The organism is Nonomuraea zeae (assembly GCF_005889725.1).
Taxonomy (GTDB): Bacteria; Actinomycetota; Actinomycetes; order Streptosporangiales; family Streptosporangiaceae; genus Nonomuraea; species Nonomuraea zeae.
Genome location: NZ_VCKX01000044.1, coordinates 35919 through 56864 on the forward strand (window position 1 = coordinate 35919; position 20946 = coordinate 56864).

A 20946-nucleotide genomic window follows, 5' to 3' on the forward strand; every position below is an offset into this window, starting at 1 on the left:
CCGGTCAATTCGGTTCAAGATCTTCTTATTGCTGCTGCTACCCCTTCTGTCTCTGAGCGCGCTCTGGGGTTTCGTCCTCAACCTCACCATGGGCGACGCCCAGTCGTTACTCCGCGCGAACACCCTCTATCGGACTCTCGGTGTCACCTCCACCGACCTGGGATTACAGCTGCAGGCCGAACGGGTGCGTTCCGCGGAAGCGCTCACTACGCGTGAACTCGACGAAGTGCTCGGCGGACAGCGCGCCCGCACGGACCAGTCGGTCAGCCAGTTCAAGCGGGCCGTCGGGGAGGCCGGCAGCGCCGCCGAAGGCGCACTGAGCGGCCCTCTCAGCACCCTGACCGCCGGGCTTGACCGGCTCGGCTCGATCAGGGCCGACATCGACGGCGGCCTCAGCTCCCGCCTGTCCGGGCTGAACGAGTACAACCGCATCCTCGACTCGATCTTCATGCTCTACGACCACCTGGTGTCGGTCTCCGACCTGACGATCTTCCAGCAGGCGGCCTCGCTCCAGGCCATGGGCATGGCCAGGGAGTACATCGCCAGGGAGCACGCCCTCATCATCGGGGCCATGGCCGACCAGCAGCTCACCGGCCCGGAGGCGGCGGCCTTCACCGAGTACGCGGCCTCCAGGAAGTTCCTGCACTCGCGCGGGCTCGCCGGTCTCGACGTGGCGTTGCGCCGGCCGTACGAGCAGGTCTTCGCGACCGAGCCGTTCCTGACCTTCGCCACCATGGAAGGGCGGATCATCAAGACCGGCGCGCCCCCGGTCGTCGCCGACGGCTGGAACGAGTCGGTCGACAAGCTCACCTCCCAGCTCGACAAGCTCGGCTTCGCCTCCTCCGAGGTCCTGGCCGCGCGGACGTCCGAGGCGGCCACCGCCACCGTGGTCAAGATCGCCATCGCGGGCGGCCTCGGCTTGATCGCCGTGCTCGCGTCGATCATCATCTCTGTACGCTTCGGTCGTCGCCTGGCCGCGGAGCTGGCCGGGCTGCGCTCCGCCGCGGTCGAGCTGTCGCAGAGACGACTGCCCGACATCGTCGAGCGGCTACGCAGAGGCGAGGACGTCGACGTGCGGAAGGAGGCCAAGGCGATCAAGGTGAGCGGTTCCGCCGAGATCATCGACGTGGCCAGGGCCTTCGGCTCCGTGCAGCGCACCGCCGTGACGGCCGCGGTCGGCCAGGCCGCGCTGCGCCATGGCGTCGGCCAGGTCTTCCTCAATCTCGCCCGCCGCAAGCAGGGCCTGCTGCACCGCCAGCTCGCGCTGCTGGACACCATGCAGCGGCGTACGCACGACCCAGACCGGCTGGAGGAGCTCTTCCGCCTGGACCACCTGACCACGCGCATGCGGCGGCACGCGGAGAGCCTGATGATCCTGTCCGGCTCCGCGCCGGGCCGGGCCTGGCGCAAGCCGGTGCCGGTGATCGACATCGTGCGGGCCGCGGTCGCCGAGGTCGAGGACTTCACCAGGGTCGCGGTCGAGACGATGCCGGTCAGCGCGTTCGACGGGACCGCCGCGGCCGACCTCACCCACCTGGTCGCCGAGCTGGTCGAGAACGCCACCATCTACTCGCCGCCGGACACCATGGTCCAGGTGCGCGGCGACCTGGTGAGCAACGGCTACGCCATCGAGGTGGAGGACAGAGGGCTCGGCCTGACGGCCGGCGAGTACGCCGCCTACAACGCCCTGCTGGCCGCGCCACCCGAGTTCGACCTGGCCGACAGCGACAGGCTGGGCCTGTTCGTGGTGGCCAGGCTGGCCGAGCGGCACGGTGTCAAGGTGCTGCTGCGGCGCTCGCCCTTCGGCGGCACGGCGGCCATCGTGCTCGTGCCGCGCACGATCGTGGCCGAGCAGAGCGCGCTGGAGGCCGGCGACGACGACAAGGCGGCGCTGCCGAGCCGTACGCGGAAGAAGGCGCTCGCGGTGGTCAGCTCGGGCACCCACGCGGGGCTGCCCAGGCGAGTACGCCAGTCCCATCTGGCGCCGCAGCTCAAAGAAGCGCCGCCCGAGCCGGAGCAGCAGGCCGAACGCTCTCCCGAAGAGGTACGCGACCTGTTCTCCGCTTTCCAGCGGGGAACCCAACGCGCCCGTGAAGAAGCCTCTGAGGAGGGGCCATGAGTAAGGGGGATGCATGACTGTGCCGACCACCAACACCGGTGAGCTGAACTGGCTGCTGGACGACCTGGCCACCCGGGTCGCCGCGGTGCGCCAGGCGGTCATCCTGTCCACCGACGGCCTTGCGGTCGGCTATTCCAAGGGCTTGACCCGGGAGGACGCCGAGCACCTGTCGGCGGTGGCGGCCGGGTTCCAGAGCCTGGCCCGCGGCACCGGACGCCATTTCGGCGGCGGCGACGTGCGCCAGACCATCGTGGAGATGGAGTCGGCGTTCCTGTTCGTCACCGCGGCCGGGCAGGGCACCTGCCTGGCCGTGATCGCCGACGCGAACGTGGACGTCGGCCACATCGCCTACGAGATGGCGATGCTGGTCAAGCGGGTGGGCCAGCACATCACCACGAACCCGCGCGCTGGAGCGTCATGAGCGAAGGCCCGCAGTGGTTCGATGAGGAGGCGGGACCGGTCGTCCGGCCTTATGCTCTCATCCGCGGTCGCACGCATTCCTCCGGGGACGCGTTCGATCTCGTGGCAACCGTGCGCGCGATCGGCGACCCGCCGGGCGAGCTCGGTCCAGAACAGCAGCTCATCCTGCGGGCGGCTCGAAGCCCGATCTCGGTGGCCGACCTGGCCGTCGAGCTCGACCTGCCCGTCGGCGTCATCCGGGTCTTACTCGGCGACATGCGTGACCACGGCCTCATCTCGGTGACGTCGCCCTCCGCCGGAGGGTCGCGGTCGAATGAGCGCATTCTCAAGGAAGTGATCAATGGACTCCGTGCTCTCTGAGGACCCCGTCGCGCTGAAGATTCTCATCGCCGGGGGGTTCGGTGTCGGCAAGACCACACTGGTCGGGTCGGTCAGCGAGATCAAGCCGCTGCGCACGGAGGAGGTGCTCTCCGATCGCGGGGTCGGCGTCGACGACATCGACGGCGTGGAGGCCAAGACCACCACGACCGTGGCGATGGACTTCGGCCGCATCACGATCCGCGACGGGCTGGTCGTGTACCTGTTCGGGACGCCCGGGCAGGAGCGGTTCTGGTTCATGTGGGACGAGCTGTCCTACGGCGCGCTGGGCGCGGTCGTGATCGCCGACACCAGGCGGCTGACCGACTGCTTCCCGTCCGTGGACTACTTCGAGCAGCGCGGCACGCCGTTCGTGGTGGCCGTCAACTGCTTCGAAGGCGCGGACCGGCACAGCGTGGACGACGTGCGCATCGCACTTGACCTGGACGACGACGTCCCGGTGCTGCTGTGCGACGTGCGCCGGCGGACCTCGGCCAAGGAGGTCATGATCGCGCTGGTCGAGCACTCGCTGCGCACGCTGACCTCCGCCAACTAGCGCCCCCGTCGGGAGACGCCCCCTGGAGGGCGTCCAGCGGCACGCAGAGGGCCTCTGGAGGGCCTTTCCAGGCCCTTGGGGGCCCGGATCGCCGTCGGCGCCTCTAGAGGGCCCGAAGGCCGTTGATCACTTCCCGGAGGAGGCTCTCCGACGGCGAGGCGGTCTTGTCCCGTGGCGGGCGCACCGTGACCAGGCCGTGCTCCAGCAGGTCCCCCAGGAGCACCCTGATCACGCCGACCGGCAGGCCCAGCTCCGAGGCGACCTCGACGACCGGCCTGGCCTGTCCCGCCACGCTGCTCAGCAGGCGCCGGTGCGGCACGCTCAGCTCGGCCTTGGCCGGGGCGGGCAGGCCGGTGGAGACGACGGTCGCCAGCAGGTCGACCGCGGCTGAGGTCGGCTGGGTACGCCCGCGGGCGACCGCATAGGGCCGCACGACTGGCCCCGCCTCCTCATCGACCCACTCGTGCTCGCGGCTCACGATTCAGATCCCCCATCCTGGTCGCTGTCCTGCCGCCCGCGTTGCCAGCCGGACTGGAGCGAGGAGAGCAGCGCCCTGGCCTCTTCGGGCGAGCGCTCCTCGGCCGGTGGTACGGGGGGCGGCGCCTGCTTCAGCCGCTGCGGCAGGCCGGCCTGCCGTTCACGCTGGGGCAGGCCGGTGGTCCGCTCGCGCTGCGGGAGACCTCGTTCGCGCTGCGGGAGCTCCGTCGGCCGCTCGCGCTGCGGCAGCTCCCGTTCGCGTTGCTGGAGCTCCACCGGCCGCTCGCGCTGGGAGAGCTCCACGGGCCGCTCGTGGCGGGCCGGCGCGGACTCCTGCTGGGGCAGTGCGGAAGCGGGGGCGGAGGCCGGAGCGGAGGTGGCGGCGCGCTTGCTCGTACGGATGCGGCGCGGCAGCTCGCCGGGCCCCGTGGGGTCCTCGCGGACGACCGACACGGAGACGGACTCGAACTCCAGCTGCTGCACCGGGGTGACCATGGGTTCGACCAGGGACCCGGGCACGAGCACGATGGCGGTGGTGCCGCCGTACGGGGAAAGCTTGAGCGTGACCTTGACGCCGTGCCTGGCCGCGAGCATGCCGACCACCGCGAACCCGAGCCGTTCCGTCTGGGAGGGGTCGAACTCCGGCGGGCTGGACAGCCGCTCGTTGATGACCCGGCGGGTCTGCTCGTCCATGCCCAGGCCGCGGTCCTCGATCTCGACGGCGAAGCCTCTGCCGACCATCTCGCCGCGCACGGAGACCTCGTTGCTGGGCGAGGAGAAGGAGGTGGCGTTCTCGATCAGCTCGGCGAACAGGTGCATGAGGTCGGCCACCGCCCCGCCGGAGACGCCGCACTCCTGCATGGGGTAGACGCGGACCCGGGTGTACTCCTCGACCTGGGCCGCCGCGCCGCTCAGCACGTCCTCGATCGGGATGACGCCGCGCCACCTGCGGCCGGCCGCGCCACCCGAGAGCAGCACCAGGCCCTCGGCGTGCCGGCGCATGCGGGTGGTCAGGTGGTCGAGCTTGAACAGGCGCTCGAGCGCCTCGGGCTCCTCCGTCTGGCGCTGCATCTCGTCGAGCAGCCTGAGCTGGCGCTGCAGCAGCGACTGGCTGCGCCTGGCCAGGTTACGCAGCGCCTCGGACACGCCCTCGCGCAGCCTGGCCTGCTCGACGGCCGCGTCCACGGCGGTGCTCTGCACGCTGTCGAACGCCGAGGCCAGGTCGCTGACCTCGCTGGTCGCGTTGTCGCCCACCCTGATGGGCGGCGCCTCCGTCTCGATGTCGACGCTCTCGCCCTTGCGCAGCTTCGAGACGACGTCGGGCAGCCGGATCTCGGCCAGGTCCAGCGCCGTACGGCGCAGCGTCGCCATCTCCCTGGTGATCCGGCGGCCGAACCGGATCGAGATGAAGATGGAGAACACGACCGCGATCAGCCCGAGCGCGCCGGCGACGGCGGCCCGGACGATGATGGCCACGCCCGCGGGCTCCATCCTGGCCAGCAGCTTGTCGCCGGTGCGCCAGACGGCCTGGGCGTATTCCTTCTGCACCTGCTCGCCGATGCCCCGCCAGAGGTCGATGTCCACCGGCTGGCCGTTGACGTAGCCCTCCAGCAGGTTCTCCATCGTGACGTACCGCGGGGAGAAGTACATCTTCTCGAACGGCGTGCGCAGCTCGGTGTCGAGGTTGGCCAGCGCCTTGGGGAACAGGTGCGTCCTGGTGCCGTCGATGGCCGCCAGCATGTGGACGTCGTGCATGCTCGCCCGGCCGTTCGAGGCGATGATCAGGGCGTGCTCCCTGCTCAGCAGCTCGCGCGTCTCGTCGGCGGCGATCAGGCCCTGCGCCTGGAGCGCGAGCTCCAGGTCGGTGCTGACCGTCAGCCTGGAGTACAGCAGGTGGACCTCGTCGGAGATCTTCGCGAACTCGGTGACGAGGCCGCCGGGGGTGAGCTTGCGCTCATCCACCTTCCGCCTGATGTCCGGCAGCCGGTCGGACACCTCGAACACGGTCTGGAGCTGGGACTTCATGTCCTGGGTCAGCGCCGACTGCGTGTCTTCGGACAGGCCGCGCTGCCGCAGCACCTTCCGGTTGTTGTCGACCTTCGCCCGCGCCTTGGACAGGGCGTCCGGGTCCTTGACCGTGCCCGCGAGCAGCTCGGCGGAGGCAAGTCGTTCGGTCTGCAGGTTGGAGACCAGGCCGTCGGCGTTGTTGATGACACCGGTCCAGATGCTCTCGACCTTCAGCAGGTTGAGCGCCTCCCCCGACGTGGTGCTCGCGGCGAAGCCCCAGAGCGCGATCAGGGAGATCAAGGGGATGACGAGCAGCGTCGAGATCTTGAATCTGATGGATCTGCCCGATGCCATGACACCCGCTCCCGGATAGAAGATCGCGGGAGAGAATAGCATCGAAACAGATGGTTTTAAGATCGACTAGCGATAAATCTGTGATATGTCGGGAAATTTGCGGCTTCGACCGCGCGGCGCCGCCACGCCAGCCGGACCAGCCAACCGGCCAGCACTGCCAGCAGTGCCACCTCGGCGCCCAGCAGCAGCCGTTCGACCAGTCCGATCAGCACCCGGTCGCCCGGCAGGGCCACGTACGTGATCGCCAGCAGCCCGAACCCGCCGGCCAGCGTCACCCACTCCACCGCCCGCGCCACGGGCTTCCAGTCGGGGTCCGCGTTCAGCCTGGGGACCATCAGCAGCCCGGCGGCCGGGAGGCTCACGAACGCGGCCACGGACACGTACCGGTGGATCTGGGCCGCCAGGTCGAGGTCGTGACCGATGGGTGTGGTCGGGATGATCGCCGCCACGATCAGCGCCCCCGACCACACCATCAGCAACCGCTCGGGCATCCCCCGCACGGGCGCCCCCGCAGACCGCAGCCCCGCCAGCAGCGCCAGCGACCCGATGCCGAGCACCGCCATCGCGACCTCCGTGACGCCCCCGCGGTCGGACACGGCGTATTCGCTGACGGTGATGTTCATGGGGTCGAGGTACGGGTCCGGGACGATCTGCCCGACCACGACGGCCACCACCGCGAACATGATCGAGCCACAGGCGATCAGGGGGTAGAGCCTCTTTGCTGCGGTCATGGCACTACTGTCCCGCCCAGCGCCCTTACCCGGCATCCGGCGCCACCCCCTACCCATCCCTGATCCGACCCCGAGACGAGCCTCCGTCCTCCACGGCCGCGCACGGTGGGCACCGGCGCCGGTGACCCGCCTCGCGAAGGCCCGCTCACCGGCCTCATCCCTGACCCTGGCACCCTCGTCCCTTCCGCCCCGGCCCGCTCTTCCGGGCTCGACGGCGTGCAACTCCCCCGTTCTGCCGCCGGCATGCGCGAACCCCCTGAGGAAAGTGGATCTCCTCAGGGGGTTCGGCAGGCGGGCCGGTGGGGGGTCAGTCGAGGATGTGGGCCGTCGCCCGGGCGTAGCGCTCGCGGATCGCCGGGATCGCCTCCCCCTCGTACGTCTCCGTGTCCTCGGAACGCCAGTCGGGGTCGGTGACCAGCGTGGCGGCCTGGTGGGCGGCGCCGTCGGCGACGTACTCGGCCGGCGGGGGCACCGTGATCGGGACCCCGAAGACGGTCGGGGCGATGCGCCGGACCGCCTCGGAGCGGGCCGCGCCGCCGATCAGCAGCACGCGCTCGGGACGCATGCTCAGCGCGTCCAGGGCGTCGGCGAGGCCGCAGAGCATGCCTTCGACGGACGCGCGGGCCAGGTGTGCGGGGGTCGAGGTGGCCAGGGTCAGCCCGTGGATCGAGCCCGTCGCGGTCGGGCGGTTGGGGGTGCGCTCGCCCTCCAGGTACGGCACCAGCGTGAGCCCGTCCGCCCCGGGAGGCGCCTGGAGCGCGAGGTCGCTCAGCGCGTCGAGGCCGACGCCGGCGATGCGGGCGGCGGCGTCCAGGACCCGCGCGGCGTTGAGCGTGCACACCAGCGGCAGGAAGCGTCCCGTGGCGTCGGCGAACCCGGCGACCGCTCCCGACGGGTCGGCGCTGGGCGACTCCGTGACCGCGAACACCGTGCCCGACGTCCCGAGCGACACCACCACGTCACCGGACCGCGCGCCCACGCCGAGCGCCGCGGCCATGTTGTCGCCCGTCCCCGGCGCGATCAGCATCCGGCCGGCGGTGACCTGCTCCGCCGGGCCCAGGACGCGGGGCAGCAGGGGCACCGCGCCGAAGGCGGCCTTCAGCAGGTCCGTACGGTAGGCCCCGGCCGCGGGTGACCAGTAACCCGTGCCCGAGGCGTCGCCCCGGTCGGTCGTGAGCCGGTCGAGGGCGGGCGGCGGCGCGTCCTGCCAGGCCGCCGCGTCGAAGCCCCCGGCGCCGAGCGCGCCGGCCAGCCGCCAGGTGAGCCAGTCGTGCGGCAGGCACACCGCGGCCGTGCGCCGCGCGTTGTCGGGCTCGTGCTCGGCCAGCCAGCGCAGCTTGGTCACCGTGAACGAGGCGACGGGCACCGAGCCCACCGCGTCCGCCCACGCCTGCGGCCCGCCCAGCTCGGCCACCAGGTCGACGGCGGCCTGGGCGGAGCGGGTGTCGTTCCAGAGGAGGGCGTCGCGCACGACGTTTCCGGACTCGTCCAGGCAGACCATGCCGTGCTGCTGCCCCGCGACGCTGACGGCCGCCACGTCGTCCAGCCCGCCGGCCTCCTCGATGGCCTGCAGTAACGCGGCCCACCAGTGCGAGGGGTGCACCTCGGTGCCGCCCGGGTGCGCGGCGCGGCCCTGGCGCACCAGCGCTCCGGTCTCCGCGTCCCTAATGACGACCTTGCAGCTCTGCGTCGAGGAATCAACCCCAGCGACCAGCGTCACCCACGAACTCCTAACAGATGCTCCAGCGCAAGCTGGTTGAGATGGGTGAAATGGTAGCCCCGCCGGGCCGCCACCTCAGGATCGAAGTCGTCGCCGGCCAGATCGGCCAGGGTCTCGCCCCGGTTGAGCGTGGGCAGGCCGAGCTCGTCGACGCGGGAGGCCCGCAGCGCCTCCCGTACGTCTGGATCGGCCCTGAAATTTCGGGCCTTATGGCGAAGTATCAGGTATGTCCGCATATTTGCGGCTGCTGACTCCCACACATCCGCCGGATCCTCCGTGCGCGACGGCTTGTAGTCGAAGTGCCGCGGACCGTCGTAGCCGCCGTGCTCCAGCAGGTCGACGAGGAAGAAGGCGCTCATAACGTCGCCGTGCCCGAAGACCAGGTCCTGGTCGAACCTGGGCCCGTGCTGCCCGTTCAGGTCGATGTGGAACAGCTTGCCGTGCCACAGCGCCTGCGCGACGCCGTGCACGAAGTTGAGTCCGGCCATCTGCTCGTGCCCCACCTCGGGGTTGAGCCCGACCATCTCCGGATGCTCCAGCTCGCCGATGAACGCCAGCGCGTGCCCGATCGTCGGCAGCAGGATGTCGCCGCGCGGCTCGTTGGGCTTGGGCTCGATCGCGAAGCGGAGGTCGTAGCCGCGCTCGCGCACGTAGCCGCAGAGCAGGTCGATGGCCTCCTTGTAGCGGCCGAGCGCCGAGCGCACGTCCTTGGCCGCGTCGGACTCCGCCCCCTCCCTGCCGCCCCAGCACACGTAGGTGGTGGCGCCGAGTGAGGCGGCGAGGTCGAGGTTGCGCGTCACCTTGCGCAGCGCGTACCGCCGGACGTCGCGGTCGTTGCTGGTGAACGCGCCGTCGCGGAAGACGGGGTGCGTGAACAGGTTGGTGGTGGCCATGGGCACTTTCAGCCCGGTCTCGGCGAGCGCTTTCCGGAAGGCCGCGATCGCCCGGTCCCGATCGCGTTCGACGGCGAGCAGGTCGTCGTCGTGGAAGGTGACGCCGTAGGCCCCCAGCTCGGCCAGCCGATGCACGCTCTCGACGGGGTCGAGGGGCGCCCGAGCGGCGTCCCCGAACGGATCGCGCGCCTGCCAGCCGACCGTCCACAGACCGAAGGTGAATCGATCATCAGGGGTTGGCTCGTACATGGTTCGATGCTGCCCCTGTGATCAGTTGTTCACAAGCCCGAGGGATCACGCCCGACGCTGATCTCCTCGGCGATCTTGCGGATCTCCGTCACCTCGAGGCCGGGAGCCTTGGGGAGGTGGCGCAGCAACGCGTCCATCACCACGGGCACGGGCTGGCCCGCGAAACGGCCCGCGATCCCGTGGACCGCCCTGAACAGCGCCTCTTCGGTGTCGTGCATCGGCCTCTCCTCGTTCGGGTACCCGGAGAACGGTACGGCCTGGGGGCGACAGTTCGCGCGCTACCCCTCCAGCGTGTTCCGGACCGCGGAGCAAATCTCGTCGAGCCGGCGCACCTGCTCGGGGGTGAGCGCGTCGAACAGGCTCCGCCGTACCTCCTCGACGTGGCCGGGCGCGGCGGTGGCGAGCGTGGCGAATCCGTCGTCCGTGAGCACGGCGAAGTTGCCGCGGCGGTCGGCGGGGCAGCGCTCGCGGCGGACCCACCCGCGCTCCTCCAGGCGGGCGACCGCGTGGGACAGACGGCTCTGCGAGCTCCGGGCCCGGGCGGCGAGCTCGCTCATCCGCATCGACCGCTCCGGGGCCTCCGAGAGCGCCACCAGGATCATGTAGTACGCGTGCGGCATGCCCGCGTCCCGCTGCAGCTGGCGGTCGAGCGCCTCGTCGATGAGCTGGGTCGCGGCCAGGAAGTTCCGCCAGGTGCGTTGTTCGTCCTCATCTAGCCATCTGGTCACTCTCCCAATTTAGTTGAACGCTCATATACTTGGGCCCGGACTCTGCTGAAAGGGGCACACCATGCCGGTCCAGCGGCTCAACCACGCGGTCCTCTACGTCCGCGACGTCGAACGCAGCGTCGCGTTCTATCGCGAGGCCCTCGGCTTCGAGGTCGTCATGGGCATGCGGGGGGCCGCCTTCCTCCAGGCTCCCGGCTCCTCTAACGATCACGACCTGGGCCTGTTCGAGATCGGCGCGAACGCGACGTCCTCACCGGCCGGGCGCACCTCGGTCGGCCTCTACCACCTGGCGTGGGAGGTCGACACCCTCGACGAGCTGGAGCGCGTCTCGGCCACGCTGAGCGATCTCGGCGCGCTGGTCGGGGCCTCCGACCACGGCACGACCAAGGCGCTGTACGCGAAGGACCCGGACGGGCTGGAGTTCGAGGTGTCGTGGCTGGTGCCGGCCTCGCTGCTCACCGACGAGATCCTGGCCGCACGGTCGAGCATCCGCCCGCTCGACCTCGCCGCCGACAAGGAACGGTTCGGCGCACAGACTCGCGGCGGCGTGGGCGTGTCCATCCCGGTCTGAAGTACCGTGGGAGGTATCCGGCTCTTTCACCCGTGGACCACCCCGCGGGCCGACTTCCACGGAGAGCGGTCATGCCAAGCGATCCTGATCACGTGCTCGACGCCATCGACGGCATCGTCGACGAGTGGGAGACGCTGAGCGCCGACGCCATGCGCTGGGCGCCTCCCGAGGACAAGAGTTCCGATTTCATGACCGAGGTGACCGAGATCTTCGGTCCGCTCGCCAATGCGTTCACCCAGGCGCTGCGTCCCGTCAGCGACGCGTTCGAGCGCGTCATGCAGGTGCTGGACGGGGAGGACCGCGGCGCGGGACCGGTCTGGGAGGACGGGTCCGTCTGGCTCGACGAGGACGAGGACCCAGGCGAGGGTCGAGGCCAGGACCAGGACCAGGACCAGGGCGAGGGCGGCGGGCCCGGGTCCCGCGCGCCCTGACGACCGCGGCCGGTCCGCTCGGCCGGTTCGCTCGGCCGGTCGGTGCCTCCTGACGGGCCCCACCTCTCCACGACGGCTGTCCGGCGTCCGGACGTCCGGGGTCAGCTGGTGCGGCGGCGGCGGGTCCGGCGGGGGTAGGCCTTGGCCGTCTCGGCCAGTCGCGCGGCGTGCTCGGCCTGCTTGCGCCAGTGCCCGTAGGCGTCGCCGCGCTGCGCCAGCCTGTCGAGCTCGCTCATCGTCTCGAGCGGGATGAACGCCGGCTCGGCGTCCCGCCACGGCGTGCCGGGCAGCGGCATGAACGTGTGGGTGTGGATCCGGGCGCCGAGGTCCGCCAGATCGCCCGCCAGCCTGAGCGAGGCCGCCTGGTCCGTCTCGTCCTCGCCCGGCATGCCGAAGATGAAGTCGACGTTGGGCCGGAAGCCGTGCTCGACCGCGATCCTGACGGCGTCGCGTACCGGTGAGGTGTCGTGCCCGCGCCCCGACGCGGCCAGCACCCGGTCGGAGCCCGACTGGGCGCCGATGATCAGGTTGTCGTTGGCGACGTAGCGCCTGAGCAGCCGCATCGCCTCCGGCGTGACATGCTCGGGGCGCACCTCGGAGGGGAAGCTCCCGAAGAACACCCGGCCGTGCGGCGGCAGCTCCTCCTTGACCCCGGCCAGCAGCTCCTCCACCGCGCCGAGGTCCGGCTCCGGGCCTGGGGAGCCGTACGAGAGCGAGGTCGGCGTGATGAACCGCACGTCGCGCAGCCCTCTTGCGACCATGCCGCGCACGTGCTCGCGCACGCTGGCGACCGAGCGGTGGCGGAACTGGCCGCCGAACATGAACGGCGTCTGGCAGAAGCGGCAGGTGTAGCGGCAGCCGCGGGTGATCTCGATCGGCCCGTTCCTGCCGACGAAGGAGGGGAACGCGTCCAGCGGCAGCTGCGGCGCCGGCCTGGTGCGCAGGGCCACGCCGTCGCCGTCCTTGACCGCCAGCCCCGGGACCGAGGTGAGCGGCTCGCCCTCCTGCAGTGCCCTGACCAGGGAGATGATCGTGGTCTCGCCCTCGCCGATCGCCGCCAGGTCCCAGCCGGCGTCGATGACCTGCTGCGGCTCGGCCGTGGCGTGCACCCCGCCCGCGACGTGCAGCCCGCGATCGCCGCTCAGCGACCTGACCACGGCCAGCTCGGCCGCCATGGCCTCGGCGTCGGGCGAGTAGAACGACCACAGGACGAGCACCCGGTCAGCCGCGCTGCCGGCGATGTGACCGGCGGTCTCCTCCGGCGTGGTGCCGAGTCGCAGCTCGTGCTCCACCTCCGCGGTCTCCAGGGCGGCGAGCAGGGCGTGCACGCCGTACGTCACCGCCTTGCGATAACGGACCACCACACTCACTGCCAGCGCCACGTCCGGCAGCGTAGCTCAGGCCCCCGACAGCCGCATGGGACGCAGCGCCCCGGTGAGCTTGGCCAGCTCGGCGAGCATGGCGTCGGCGGCGGCGTCCATCACGTCGTTCGCCCGCACCTCGCCGGACTCGTCCAGGAGCTGTGGCAGGAACGGGATGATGACCCCCTCCAGCACCGGCACCATCTTCAGCGTGCTGACGACCTGGCGCAGGCTGTTCACGGCGCGCGTGCCGCCGGACACCCCGCCGTAGCTGACGAACCCGGCCGCCTTGTGCTGCCACTCGTGGTGCAGGTAGTCCAGCGCGTTCTTCAGCACGGCGTTGAAGCTGTGGTTGTACTCGGGCGTCACGAACACGAAGGCGTCGCCCCGCTCCACGGTGGCGCTCCACTCCTTGGTGTGCGCGTTCACGTACTGCCTGAGCCTGGGGTGGTGCGGCTCGTCGAGGAACGGCAGCTCGACTTCGGCCAGATCGACCAGCTCCACCGCGAAGGTGCCGGCGGCCACGGCCTTGCCGTGGAACCAGTCGGCCACGGCCCGGCCCGACCGGCCCGGACGGGTGCTGGCGACGACGATCTGCAGAACGGGCTTGTCCATGACTGCTCCTCAGCTGGGAAGATAGATACTCCACATTATTGAGTAACTACACATTACAGAGCAAATGCTAGGATCAGGCCCGTGAGCGTCTCTTCCGTCTGTGTCCGCTTTCACACCGCTTTGGAGCTCATCGGCGCCCGGTGGTCAGGAGCCGTGATCCACATGATCTTCAAGGGCGCCCATCGCTACGCCGACCTCAAGGCGGCCATCCCCGGCATCAACGACACGATGCTGGCCCGCCGCCTGCGCGAGCTGGAGTCCGCCGGGCTCATCGAGCGCCGCGTGCTGCCCACCTCGCCGGTGCGGGTCGAATACCACCTGACCGAGATGGGCCAGGAGCTGCGTCCCGTGCTGGACGAGCTGGTGACCTGGGCGCACAAGTGGATCCCGCTGCCCGAGGCGCGCTCCGCGTAGCCCTACATTGGTTCCCGTGACCGGACTGGGGACGCTGCTACGCCACGTCCACGAGCTGATGGACGGCGCCATCGCGGACGCCTACGCCGGCACGTACGCGGAGCTGGGCCTGCCCGACTACCGCCCGCGCTACGCCCCCATCGTGCGCACGCTCGTCGCGCACGGCCCGCTGGCCATCCGCGACCTCGCCAGGGCGATCGGCGTGACCCACTCGGCGGCCAGCCAGACCGTGATCCAGATGCGCCGGCACGGCTGGGTCACCATGGAGAAGGGCGCCGACGCCCGCCACCGCATCGTCCACCTCACCGGCGCGGCCCGCGCGGCGCTGCCGGTGATCGAGGCCGAGTGGGCGGCGGTGGAGCAAGCCGTGCGCGAGCTGGACGCCGAGCTGCCCGTGCCCCTGGCCGACGTGCTGCGGGCCACGCTGGCGGCCCTCGAACGCCGGCCGTTCCGCGAGCGCATCGAGGCGCACGGAAAACCCGGTGAGAGCCTCGCGCGCGGCGACTAGAATGCGCGGCATGACCTGGCGACATTGATGCATAACCAGGGGCCGGCGCGGGACGCGCGGGCCTCCGAGGCGGCAAGCACTCGGAGTCCTGCTCATCCCCCGGAAGGCCTCACATGCTTGTCAAAAAGCTGTACGTTTACGCATTTCTCGGCGAATTCATACTGCTCTATCCGGTTTATACGCTGCTGTTTACCGACGCCGGGTTATCCGTCGCGGAGACCTCGTCCCTGTTCGTCATCTGGTCGGTGACGGGCATGGTGCTGGAGGTCCCGTCGGGTGCCTGGGCCGACACGGTCTCCAGGCGGCTGATCCTGTGCCTGGGGCCCCTTCTGGCCGGTCTGGGCTTCGCGCTGTGGATCCTGTTCCCGTCCTACTGGGCGTTCGCCTTGGGGTTCGTGCTCTGGGGCGCCGAGGGGGCACTGGTCTCCGGCGCGTACGAGGCCCTCGCGTACGAGGAGCTGGAGCGGCACGGCCAGGCGGGCCGCTACGCCACCGTCATGGGGCGGGCCACCTCCATCAGCCTCGTGGCCGACGCGGCGGCGATCGGGCTGGCCGTGCCGGTCTTCGCGGCCGGCGGCTACCTGGCCGTGGGCGCGGCGAGCGTACTGGCCTGCGTCCTGTGCGCGGCCTTCGCGCTGACGCTGCCCGAGCACAGGCCGGCGGGCGCCGGCGCCGGCGGCGGCTACCTGGCGACCCTGCGCGCCGGAGTCGCGCTGGCCCGCACCGATCGCCGGGTCCTGCACGCGTTGCTGCTGGTCACGGCCGTGACGGCGATCTGGGGAGCGCTGGAGGAGTACGTCCCGTTCCTGGGTGCGGAGGCGGGCGTGGCCAAGACCACCATCCCGCTGCTGGTCCTGCTGGTCTGGATCGGCGCCACGGCGGGCGGCCTGCTGTCGGGCGTCGCCGAGCGGATGCCCGCCCGCCTGTACGCCCTCACCGTCGCGCTGGCGGCGCTCGCCATGGCGGCGGGTGCGCTCAGCGGCCATCCGGCCGGGTTCCTGCTGATCGCCCTGGCCTTCGGGGCGTTCCAGCTGGCCGGCGTGGTGGCCGGCGCCCGGCTCCAGGAGCGGATCAGCGGCCCGGCCCGGGCCACCGTGACCTCCGTCGCCGGCCTGGGCACGAACCTGGTCACGCTCGCCGTCTACACCGCCTACGCGGCGGCCTCCGGGTACGCCTCGCACGGGGCGACGTTCGCGCTCCTGGTGCTGCCGTACGCGCTCATCGCCCTCGTGATCGCCCGCCCCTCGCCCCGCACCAGGACGGAACGAGCACGAGAGCTGGATCAGTAGCGGGACGGGATGCGCTCGGGGAATCCGTATCGGGACGGGAGGGCAGCGGGGATCAGTAGCGGGACGGGATGCGCTTGGGGAGCGGCGGCGGGGCGGGATCCGCCGCCGCCTCCTCGGCAACCTCCTCCTCGGCCGGGGGCGGCGGCGCGGACCGCGCCGGCCGAGCCCGCCATCGCGACGGGAAGACCGAGGCGACGAGCAGCACGAGCCCGATCACGAGAGTCCACCTGTACAGGAACGGCTCGTAGTACAGCAGGTAGTCGGGCGGCACCAGCTCCCGCCACAACCTGGGGTCGTTGTACATGACCATGCTCACCCCCACCGCTCCACCGAGCCCGGCGAAGACCAGCCCCGGCAGCAGCGAGGCCACGGGCGACACTCTCGACCCGGCCAGAACGCCGATCAGCATCAGGGCTCCTGCGTACGCGGCCATCGCGATCCAGTCGACGCTGACCTGCGGCGCCGGGTAGAAGCGCTCGATGTCGCCGACGGCCAGCCCGGTCCCGATCAACGGAACCGCCAGCACCCCGACTCCGGCGCCGATCATATGACGAACACCATTACGCACAGAGAACACCTCCAGCAACGGGACCTTACCGGCCTACCCTGGCGTTCACCTTTAAGGCATGAAATTTCATATTCGGCCCGCAGCCAAAAAGCGGCCATAACACCGAAATACGGGCTCTTTGGTATCTAACAGGATTCGTACCAGCCGTTAACTTGACAGCACCCCCACCCGAGGAGTGCACATGTTGAGTAAACGCTGTGCGCTGACAGGCGCCGTCATCCTCGCCGCCTGCCTGGCCACCCCCCTCAGCCCAGCAGCAGCTGACCCGGCACCTCAATCAGCCTCCCCCGCCCCACCCGCCATGATCGACGCCCTCGAACGCGACCTCGGCCTGTCCGAGTCGCAGGTCGTCACCAGGCTGGCCAACGAGGAACGCGCCGCAGCCGTGGAGACCTCGCTGACCGCCCAGCTCGGCACGTCGTTCGGCGGCGCCTGGCTGAACGACGACGCCTCCAAGCTCATGGTCGCCACCACCGACCCGGCGGCCACGGCCGCCATCGAGGCGCAGGGCGCGCAGCCCGTCGTCGTCACGCGCTCGCTCACCCAGCTCAACTCGATCATGCAACGGCTCGACCAGGCCCCGAGGCGGGCCAGGGCCGCGGCCGCCCTCTGGTTCGTGGACGTCACGACCAACAGCGTCGCCGTCCAGGCGCCCACGCTGGCCGCCGCCGAAGCCCTCGCCGCCGCCGCGGGCGTGGACAGGAGCGCGGTGAGCGTCTCCGCCACGGCCGAGCGGCCGACGACGTTCATCAACATCATCGGCGGCGCCGCCTTCTACATCGGCTCCAGCCGGTGCAGCGTGGGCTTCTCCGTCACCAGAGGCAGCACGCCCGGCTTCGTCACCGCCGGGCACTGCGGCCGGGCCGGCTCCAGGACCACCAACCCGACGGGCACCTTCCAGGGCTCGTCCTTCCCCGGCAACGACTACGCCTGGGTCGCCGCTCCAGGCAACACCGTCACCCCCTACGTGCGCGGCTCCGGCGGCGCGAACGTGACCGTCCGCGGCTCCACCCAGGCCGCGGTCGGCGCTTCGATCTGCCGCTCCGGTTCGACCACCGGTTGGCGCTGCGGCCTCATCAGGCAGCACAACGCCAGTGTCACGTACCCGCAGGGCACCGTCTCCGGCCTGACCCGCACCAGCGCGTGCGCCGAGCCCGGCGACTCCGGCGGCTCGTTCATCTCGGGCAGCCAGGCCCAGGGCACGACCTCCGGCGGCTCGGGCAACTGCTCGATCGGCGGTACGACGTACCACCAGCCGGTCAATGAGGCCCTGAGCGTCTACGGCCTCACGCTCACCACCGGCTGACCAGGCTCTTCCCAGCCAGCGCAGCGTGCCCACCGGCCGGGCACGCTGCGCGCCTTTTCGGGGTTCATCCAGGTTTCTGGCACCTTTCGCGGCGGCGGCGATGAGTTTCGCGCCGCCGCCGAGTCTGTCGTCTTGAAAGCACGCCGAGACCCTGATGCCATCAACGGCTCGGCGACTTCGACACTCGACCTCGACTCGACGACTGAGGAGCTCGCGATGAAGCGACCCGTCCTGGGCAGCCTGCTACTGGCCAGCACCGACCCCGAACGCCTGCGCGACTGGTACGCCGCCACCCTCGACCCCGAGGAGAGCGCCGACGTCAACGGCTACCGGGTGCTCAAGTTCGGCGACTTCTACCTGTTCATCGACACGCGGGCGGACGTGACAGGCAGGAATCCGGAGCCCGGCAGGACGATACTGAACTTCGACGTCCCCGACGCCCGTGACGTGGCGGCCCGCATGGAGAGCGCGGGCGTCTCATGGCTGGCGGAGATCGAGGACCGTGACGGCAGCCTGTTCGCCACGGCGATCGACCCGGACGGCAACTACGTACAGATCATCCAGCTCAGCGACGCCCACCGCCAGGCCATGTGAGATCGGGGAACCATGTTCAGCGAGACGAAGGCGTTCAGCGGTTTCTCGGTCGACGACATCGAGGCCGCGAAGCGGTTCTACGGCGAGACCCTGGGGCTCCGGGTCACCGAGGAGCACGGCCTGCTCACGCTCCACATAGCGGGCGGCACCACGATCCTGGTCTACCCGAAGGACAACCACACCCCGGCCACGTTCACCGTGCTCAACTTCCCTGTCGAGGACATCGAGAAGACGGTGGACGCGCTGGCGGGGCGCGGGGTGCGGTTCGAGCGGTACGAGGGCATGGCGGCGGACGAGCGGGGCATCTTCCGCGGCGGCGGCCCGCTGATCGCCTGGTTCACGGACCCTGCGGGAAACGTCCTGTCGGTCCTGCAGCAGTAACCCGGAACCGCGGAGACGCACGGACGTCGAAGCCCTCGGAAAATCGCGATCAGGGACTGTCTCGCCGCCACGTGTCGAACGGGAGGGCAGGCGAGTCCAGGGATTTGCTGAGCTCCTTCGCCCTGTCCACGCAGTCGGGGCAAACGTGCTCCGCTACCGCCCTGGCGGCGGCTTCCGAGGTCGGCTCGCGGAAGTTACCCGACACCGTCATGCCCAGCGGAATATTGGTCTCGGGGTCCATCATGACCGTCATGACACTCGCCGGGGTGAAGCTGAAAGTGCGCTTGCAGAGATAGCATCTGCCGATTGTCGTGATCTGCTCGTCTGCCATAAGGCCTCCGCCCTCCTCCATCGCACCGTACAACTCGCGGCCGGCCAGTGAGCCACCTCGTACGCCGAGATGAAGTACGGTCTTGGCCGGCCGTACGACGGCCGGCCGCGCGACGGAGAGATCGGCGGCCGGCGGCTCTGTGCTCAGGGTGATTCCGGCTCGTGGCGGCGCTCGCCGGTGACCTTCGACGCCGGCAGGCGGCCCGCCCTGGAGATTCCCGCCAGGGTGTCGCCGTCGATCGTCACGGCGAAGTCCAGGTTCAGCCGCATGGGCTTGGTGATGGCCTGCTTCCACGTGAGCCGGTCGCCGTCGAGTGCGACGTTGTCGAGCGGTACTTCTTCCCCGGCCCCACGGGCGGTCCCGATGAGGGCGCCGTTCTCGCGCCGGAACTCGGCCACGGCCTTGATCCTGCCGATCGGGGTGGACATGGACAGGTCCCAGGTGCCTTCGACGGACATGCTGCTGTACTTCCTGACTGATGAGGAGGGGTCAGAATCGGGCGGGCTCGGGGCCCACGTTCCGCCAGACGGTGCCGCGGCGCTCGTAGGCGAACAGCTCTTCGACGGCGTGCGCGATCCGCGGGCCCACCTCGCGCTCCAGCAGGTACAGGCTCAGATCGAGCCCGGAGGTGACTCCGGCGCCCGTGACGAGGTCACCGTCGTCGACGACGCGGGCAGGCACCGCGTGTACGCCGGTGGCGTCGAGCAGGTCCAGGCCCAGGTGGTGGGTGGTGGCATGGCGTCCCTCCAGCAGGCCGGCCATGGCCAGGACGAGCGAGCCGCCGCACACGGCGCTGACCGTCACCTCGGGATTGTCCATCGCGGCCTTGAGCAACACCGGCAACTCGGTCGCCAGCGTACGGCCCAGCAGCACGGGGATGGAATCGTCCGGCTGACCCGGCTCGTCCCCCGCGTCGTGGTCAGGGGTCTCGCCGGGTTCCCCGATGCGTCCCGCCGCACCGGGGACCAGGACCAGCCCGGCACGCCCGGGGTCGAGCGCGGCCGTGGCCCGCAGTGCCAGCCCGCCGGTGCCGCTGACCACCTCGCGCGGCCCTTCGGCGGAGACCAGCTCCACGGTCACCGCCCCCGGCGACGCGGTGCCGCCGGCGGACAGCACCTCGAAGGGCGCGACGGCATCGAGCGGATCGAAGCCGTCGAACAAAACGATCTGGGCGTGCATGAAAGGAGTCCTTCGCGTGTCGGAAGCCCGGTCCGCTCGAACGTAACGGGCTGCCGTCCCGCCCTCCCAGTGGCAAAAACGACACCTTACAACGGGATAATGCCAACCCTGGGAAAAGGCGGCTGACCGGCGGCAGCTGCGGATTCGGCCCAGATCCGCCGTCCGGCGAGGCGATATCTTCTGGCCATGCACACCGTCGCCGTCCTCGCGCTGGACCAGGTCATTCCCTTCGACCTGTCCACGCCGATCGAGGTCTTCACCCGCACCCGGCTCCCCGGCGGCCACCCGGGCTACCGGATCCGCGTGTGCGCCGAACAGCCGGAGATCGACGCCGGCGCCTTCACCCTGCGCGCGCCCTGGGGCCTCGACGGACTCACGGACGCGGACACGATCATCGTGCCCGGCACCGCCGCGCTGGTCCCGCTCGCGCCGGACGTCCGCGACGCGCTGCGCGCCGCCGCCCGCAACGGCACCCGCATCGCCTCCATCTGCTCGGGCACCTTCCCGCTGGCCGCCACCGGCCTCCTGGACGGCCTGCGAGCCACCACCCACTGGGCCGCCGCCGGCCTCCTGGCCGCCATGTACCCGCAGATCGAAGTGGACGCGGACGTCCTGTACGTGGACAACGGGCAGATCCTCACCTCGGCCGGCGCCGCCGCGGGCCTGGACCTGTGCCTGCACCTGATCCGCCGCGACTACGGCTCAGCCGTCGCCGCCGACGCCGCGCGCCTGTCCGTCATGCCGCTCGAACGCGAAGGCGGTCAGGCCCAGTTCATCGTCCCCGACC

The 20946-nt window shown here is 70.7% G+C and carries 26 protein-coding genes; 13 read left to right on the top strand and 13 right to left on the bottom strand.

The features are described from left to right. The first annotated feature begins 28 nt into the window (after positions 1–28). The 4 genes from ETD85_RS16735 to ETD85_RS16750 are packed head-to-tail and all read left to right on the top strand — an operon-like array spanning position 29 to position 3452. Positions 29–2119 carry a sensor histidine kinase gene (locus ETD85_RS16735; protein ID WP_170246714.1) on the top strand — a complete coding sequence of 697 codons (2091 nt, stop codon included), beginning with the start codon at positions 29–31 and terminating at the stop codon, positions 2117–2119. Between the two features lie 13 nt (positions 2120–2132). Next, positions 2133–2540, top strand: a complete 408-nt coding sequence (locus tag ETD85_RS16740) for a roadblock/LC7 domain-containing protein (protein ID WP_138690635.1) — start codon at positions 2133–2135, stop codon at positions 2538–2540. Then, positions 2537–2899, top strand: a complete 363-nt coding sequence (locus tag ETD85_RS16745; protein WP_138690636.1) for a DUF742 domain-containing protein — start codon at positions 2537–2539, stop codon at positions 2897–2899. The genes ETD85_RS16740 and ETD85_RS16745 overlap by 4 nt, the downstream gene beginning before the upstream one ends. Further along, entirely contained in the window at positions 2880–3452 is a 573-nt protein-coding gene (locus tag ETD85_RS16750; protein ID WP_138690637.1) for a GTP-binding protein, read from the top strand. The genes ETD85_RS16745 and ETD85_RS16750 overlap by 20 nt, the downstream gene beginning before the upstream one ends. A gap of 103 nt (positions 3453–3555) precedes the next feature. Here the strand turns inward: ETD85_RS16750 and ETD85_RS16755 are convergent, their stop codons facing one another. The 7 genes from ETD85_RS16755 to ETD85_RS16785 all read right to left on the bottom strand — a co-directional run bounded on the left by ETD85_RS16755 (position 3556) and on the right by ETD85_RS16785 (position 10611). Next, positions 3556–3930: a DUF742 domain-containing protein gene (locus ETD85_RS16755; protein WP_138690638.1), complete on the bottom strand. Its 375-nt coding sequence runs from the start codon at positions 3928–3930 to the stop codon at positions 3556–3558. Then, entirely contained in the window at positions 3927–6290 is a 2364-nt protein-coding gene (locus ETD85_RS16760) for a sensor histidine kinase (protein ID WP_170246715.1), read from the bottom strand. The genes ETD85_RS16755 and ETD85_RS16760 overlap by 4 nt, the downstream gene beginning before the upstream one ends. 56 nt (positions 6291–6346) lie before the next feature. After that, positions 6347–7021 (bottom strand): DUF998 domain-containing protein, encoded by a 675-nt coding sequence (locus ETD85_RS16765; RefSeq protein WP_138690640.1) that lies wholly within the window; start codon positions 7019–7021, stop codon positions 6347–6349. A gap of 307 nt (positions 7022–7328) precedes the next feature. Then, entirely contained in the window at positions 7329–8741 is a 1413-nt protein-coding gene (locus ETD85_RS16770) for a xylulokinase (protein ID WP_138690641.1), read from the bottom strand. Next, the gene (gene xylA / locus ETD85_RS16775) at positions 8738–9883 is read right to left on the bottom strand and encodes a xylose isomerase (RefSeq protein ID WP_138690642.1); all 1146 of its coding nucleotides are present in this window, start codon (positions 9881–9883) and stop codon (positions 8738–8740) included. Before xylA ends, ETD85_RS16770 begins: the two co-directional genes overlap by 4 nt. Positions 9884–9912: 29 nt before the next feature. Continuing rightward, the gene (locus ETD85_RS16780) at positions 9913–10101 is read right to left on the bottom strand and encodes a hypothetical protein (RefSeq protein WP_138690643.1); all 189 of its coding nucleotides are present in this window, start codon (positions 10099–10101) and stop codon (positions 9913–9915) included. 60 nt (positions 10102–10161) lie between these two features. Then, a complete protein-coding gene (locus tag ETD85_RS16785) occupies positions 10162–10611 on the bottom strand; it encodes a MarR family winged helix-turn-helix transcriptional regulator (protein WP_206058353.1) in 450 nt (149 codons plus the stop codon). 61 nt (positions 10612–10672) lie between these two features. Here ETD85_RS16785 and ETD85_RS16790 point away from each other — a divergent pair, with 61 nt between their 5' ends. Then, the gene (locus ETD85_RS16790) at positions 10673–11182 is read left to right on the top strand and encodes a VOC family protein (protein WP_138690645.1); all 510 of its coding nucleotides are present in this window, start codon (positions 10673–10675) and stop codon (positions 11180–11182) included. Between the two features lie 71 nt (positions 11183–11253). After that, the gene (locus tag ETD85_RS16795; protein WP_138690646.1) at positions 11254–11613 is read left to right on the top strand and encodes a hypothetical protein; all 360 of its coding nucleotides are present in this window, start codon (positions 11254–11256) and stop codon (positions 11611–11613) included. 101 nt (positions 11614–11714) lie between these two features. Here the strand turns inward: ETD85_RS16795 and ETD85_RS16800 are convergent, their stop codons facing one another. Continuing rightward, the gene (locus tag ETD85_RS16800; RefSeq protein ID WP_240779192.1) at positions 11715–12995 is read right to left on the bottom strand and encodes a TIGR04013 family B12-binding domain/radical SAM domain-containing protein; all 1281 of its coding nucleotides are present in this window, start codon (positions 12993–12995) and stop codon (positions 11715–11717) included. Between the two features lie 15 nt (positions 12996–13010). Continuing rightward, complete coding sequence (locus tag ETD85_RS16805; protein WP_138690648.1) at positions 13011–13589, bottom strand: NADPH-dependent FMN reductase; 579 nt, start codon at positions 13587–13589, stop codon at positions 13011–13013. An 81-nt stretch (positions 13590–13670) separates the two neighbouring features. Between ETD85_RS16805 and ETD85_RS16810 the strand changes: the two genes are divergently transcribed. The 3 genes from ETD85_RS16810 (at position 13671) to ETD85_RS16820 (ending at position 15800) form a co-directional block, all read left to right on the top strand. Beyond that, positions 13671–14003: a winged helix-turn-helix transcriptional regulator gene (locus ETD85_RS16810; protein ID WP_206058354.1), complete on the top strand. Its 333-nt coding sequence runs from the start codon at positions 13671–13673 to the stop codon at positions 14001–14003. A 16-nt stretch (positions 14004–14019) separates the two neighbouring features. Beyond that, positions 14020–14511 (top strand): MarR family winged helix-turn-helix transcriptional regulator, encoded by a 492-nt coding sequence (locus ETD85_RS16815; RefSeq protein WP_240779193.1) that lies wholly within the window; start codon positions 14020–14022, stop codon positions 14509–14511. Positions 14512–14624: 113 nt separating this feature from the next. Further along, entirely contained in the window at positions 14625–15800 is a 1176-nt protein-coding gene (locus tag ETD85_RS16820) for an MFS transporter (RefSeq protein ID WP_138690649.1), read from the top strand. 52 nt (positions 15801–15852) lie between these two features. Here ETD85_RS16820 and ETD85_RS16825 read toward each other — a convergent pair whose 3' ends face one another. Then, a complete protein-coding gene (locus ETD85_RS16825; RefSeq protein WP_138690650.1) occupies positions 15853–16347 on the bottom strand; it encodes a hypothetical protein in 495 nt (164 codons plus the stop codon). 202 nt (positions 16348–16549) lie between these two features. Here ETD85_RS16825 and ETD85_RS16830 point away from each other — a divergent pair, with 202 nt between their 5' ends. From ETD85_RS16830 to ETD85_RS16840, 3 genes are all read left to right on the top strand, one after another. After that, complete coding sequence (locus ETD85_RS16830; protein ID WP_138690651.1) at positions 16550–17674, top strand: S1 family peptidase; 1125 nt, start codon at positions 16550–16552, stop codon at positions 17672–17674. A gap of 216 nt (positions 17675–17890) precedes the next feature. After that, on the top strand, positions 17891–18268 hold the full coding sequence (locus ETD85_RS16835; protein WP_138690652.1) for a VOC family protein: 378 nt from the start codon (positions 17891–17893) through the stop codon (positions 18266–18268). Between the two features lie 12 nt (positions 18269–18280). After that, entirely contained in the window at positions 18281–18649 is a 369-nt protein-coding gene (locus tag ETD85_RS16840) for a VOC family protein (protein ID WP_138690653.1), read from the top strand. 49 nt (positions 18650–18698) lie between these two features. Here the strand turns inward: ETD85_RS16840 and ETD85_RS16845 are convergent, their stop codons facing one another. The 3 genes from ETD85_RS16845 to ETD85_RS16855 all read right to left on the bottom strand — a co-directional run bounded on the left by ETD85_RS16845 (position 18699) and on the right by ETD85_RS16855 (position 20159). Further along, the gene (locus ETD85_RS16845) at positions 18699–18980 is read right to left on the bottom strand and encodes a hypothetical protein (RefSeq protein ID WP_138690654.1); all 282 of its coding nucleotides are present in this window, start codon (positions 18978–18980) and stop codon (positions 18699–18701) included. 143 nt (positions 18981–19123) lie between these two features. Then, a complete protein-coding gene (locus ETD85_RS16850) occupies positions 19124–19438 on the bottom strand; it encodes a hypothetical protein (protein ID WP_138690655.1) in 315 nt (104 codons plus the stop codon). Positions 19439–19469: 31 nt separating this feature from the next. Continuing rightward, a complete protein-coding gene (locus ETD85_RS16855) occupies positions 19470–20159 on the bottom strand; it encodes a DJ-1/PfpI family protein (protein WP_138690656.1) in 690 nt (229 codons plus the stop codon). A gap of 186 nt (positions 20160–20345) precedes the next feature. Here ETD85_RS16855 and ETD85_RS16860 point away from each other — a divergent pair. Then, positions 20346–20946: GlxA family transcriptional regulator (locus tag ETD85_RS16860; RefSeq protein WP_206058355.1), on the top strand; the 601-nt coding region annotated here is incomplete at its 3' end.

Bases quoted from the DNA above. Each gene is read 5' to 3' on its own strand.
- ETD85_RS16740 (WP_138690635.1), top strand. From the start codon at position 2,133: ATGACTGTGCCGACCACCAACACCGGTGAGCTGAACTGGCTGCTGGAC.
- ETD85_RS16745 (WP_138690636.1), top strand. From the start codon at position 2,537: ATGAGCGAAGGCCCGCAGTGGTTCGATGAGGAGGCGGGACCGGTCGTC.
- ETD85_RS16750 (WP_138690637.1), top strand. From the start codon at position 2,880: ATGGACTCCGTGCTCTCTGAGGACCCCGTCGCGCTGAAGATTCTCATC.
- ETD85_RS16760 (WP_170246715.1), bottom strand. From the start codon at position 6,290: ATGGCATCGGGCAGATCCATCAGATTCAAGATCTCGACGCTGCTCGTC.
- ETD85_RS16765 (WP_138690640.1), bottom strand. From the start codon at position 7,021: ATGACCGCAGCAAAGAGGCTCTACCCCCTGATCGCCTGTGGCTCGATC.
- xylA (WP_138690642.1), bottom strand. From the start codon at position 9,883: ATGTACGAGCCAACCCCTGATGATCGATTCACCTTCGGTCTGTGGACG.
- ETD85_RS16780 (WP_138690643.1), bottom strand. From the start codon at position 10,101: ATGCACGACACCGAAGAGGCGCTGTTCAGGGCGGTCCACGGGATCGCG.
- ETD85_RS16790 (WP_138690645.1), top strand. From the start codon at position 10,673: ATGCCGGTCCAGCGGCTCAACCACGCGGTCCTCTACGTCCGCGACGTC.
- ETD85_RS16795 (WP_138690646.1), top strand. From the start codon at position 11,254: ATGCCAAGCGATCCTGATCACGTGCTCGACGCCATCGACGGCATCGTC.
- ETD85_RS16805 (WP_138690648.1), bottom strand. From the start codon at position 13,589: ATGGACAAGCCCGTTCTGCAGATCGTCGTCGCCAGCACCCGTCCGGGC.
- ETD85_RS16820 (WP_138690649.1), top strand. From the start codon at position 14,625: ATGCTTGTCAAAAAGCTGTACGTTTACGCATTTCTCGGCGAATTCATA.
- ETD85_RS16825 (WP_138690650.1), bottom strand. From the start codon at position 16,347: ATGATCGGCGCCGGAGTCGGGGTGCTGGCGGTTCCGTTGATCGGGACC.
- ETD85_RS16830 (WP_138690651.1), top strand. From the start codon at position 16,550: ATGTTGAGTAAACGCTGTGCGCTGACAGGCGCCGTCATCCTCGCCGCC.
- ETD85_RS16835 (WP_138690652.1), top strand. From the start codon at position 17,891: ATGAAGCGACCCGTCCTGGGCAGCCTGCTACTGGCCAGCACCGACCCC.
- ETD85_RS16840 (WP_138690653.1), top strand. From the start codon at position 18,281: ATGTTCAGCGAGACGAAGGCGTTCAGCGGTTTCTCGGTCGACGACATC.
- ETD85_RS16845 (WP_138690654.1), bottom strand. From the start codon at position 18,980: ATGGCAGACGAGCAGATCACGACAATCGGCAGATGCTATCTCTGCAAG.
- ETD85_RS16850 (WP_138690655.1), bottom strand. From the start codon at position 19,438: ATGTCCGTCGAAGGCACCTGGGACCTGTCCATGTCCACCCCGATCGGC.
- ETD85_RS16855 (WP_138690656.1), bottom strand. From the start codon at position 20,159: ATGCACGCCCAGATCGTTTTGTTCGACGGCTTCGATCCGCTCGATGCC.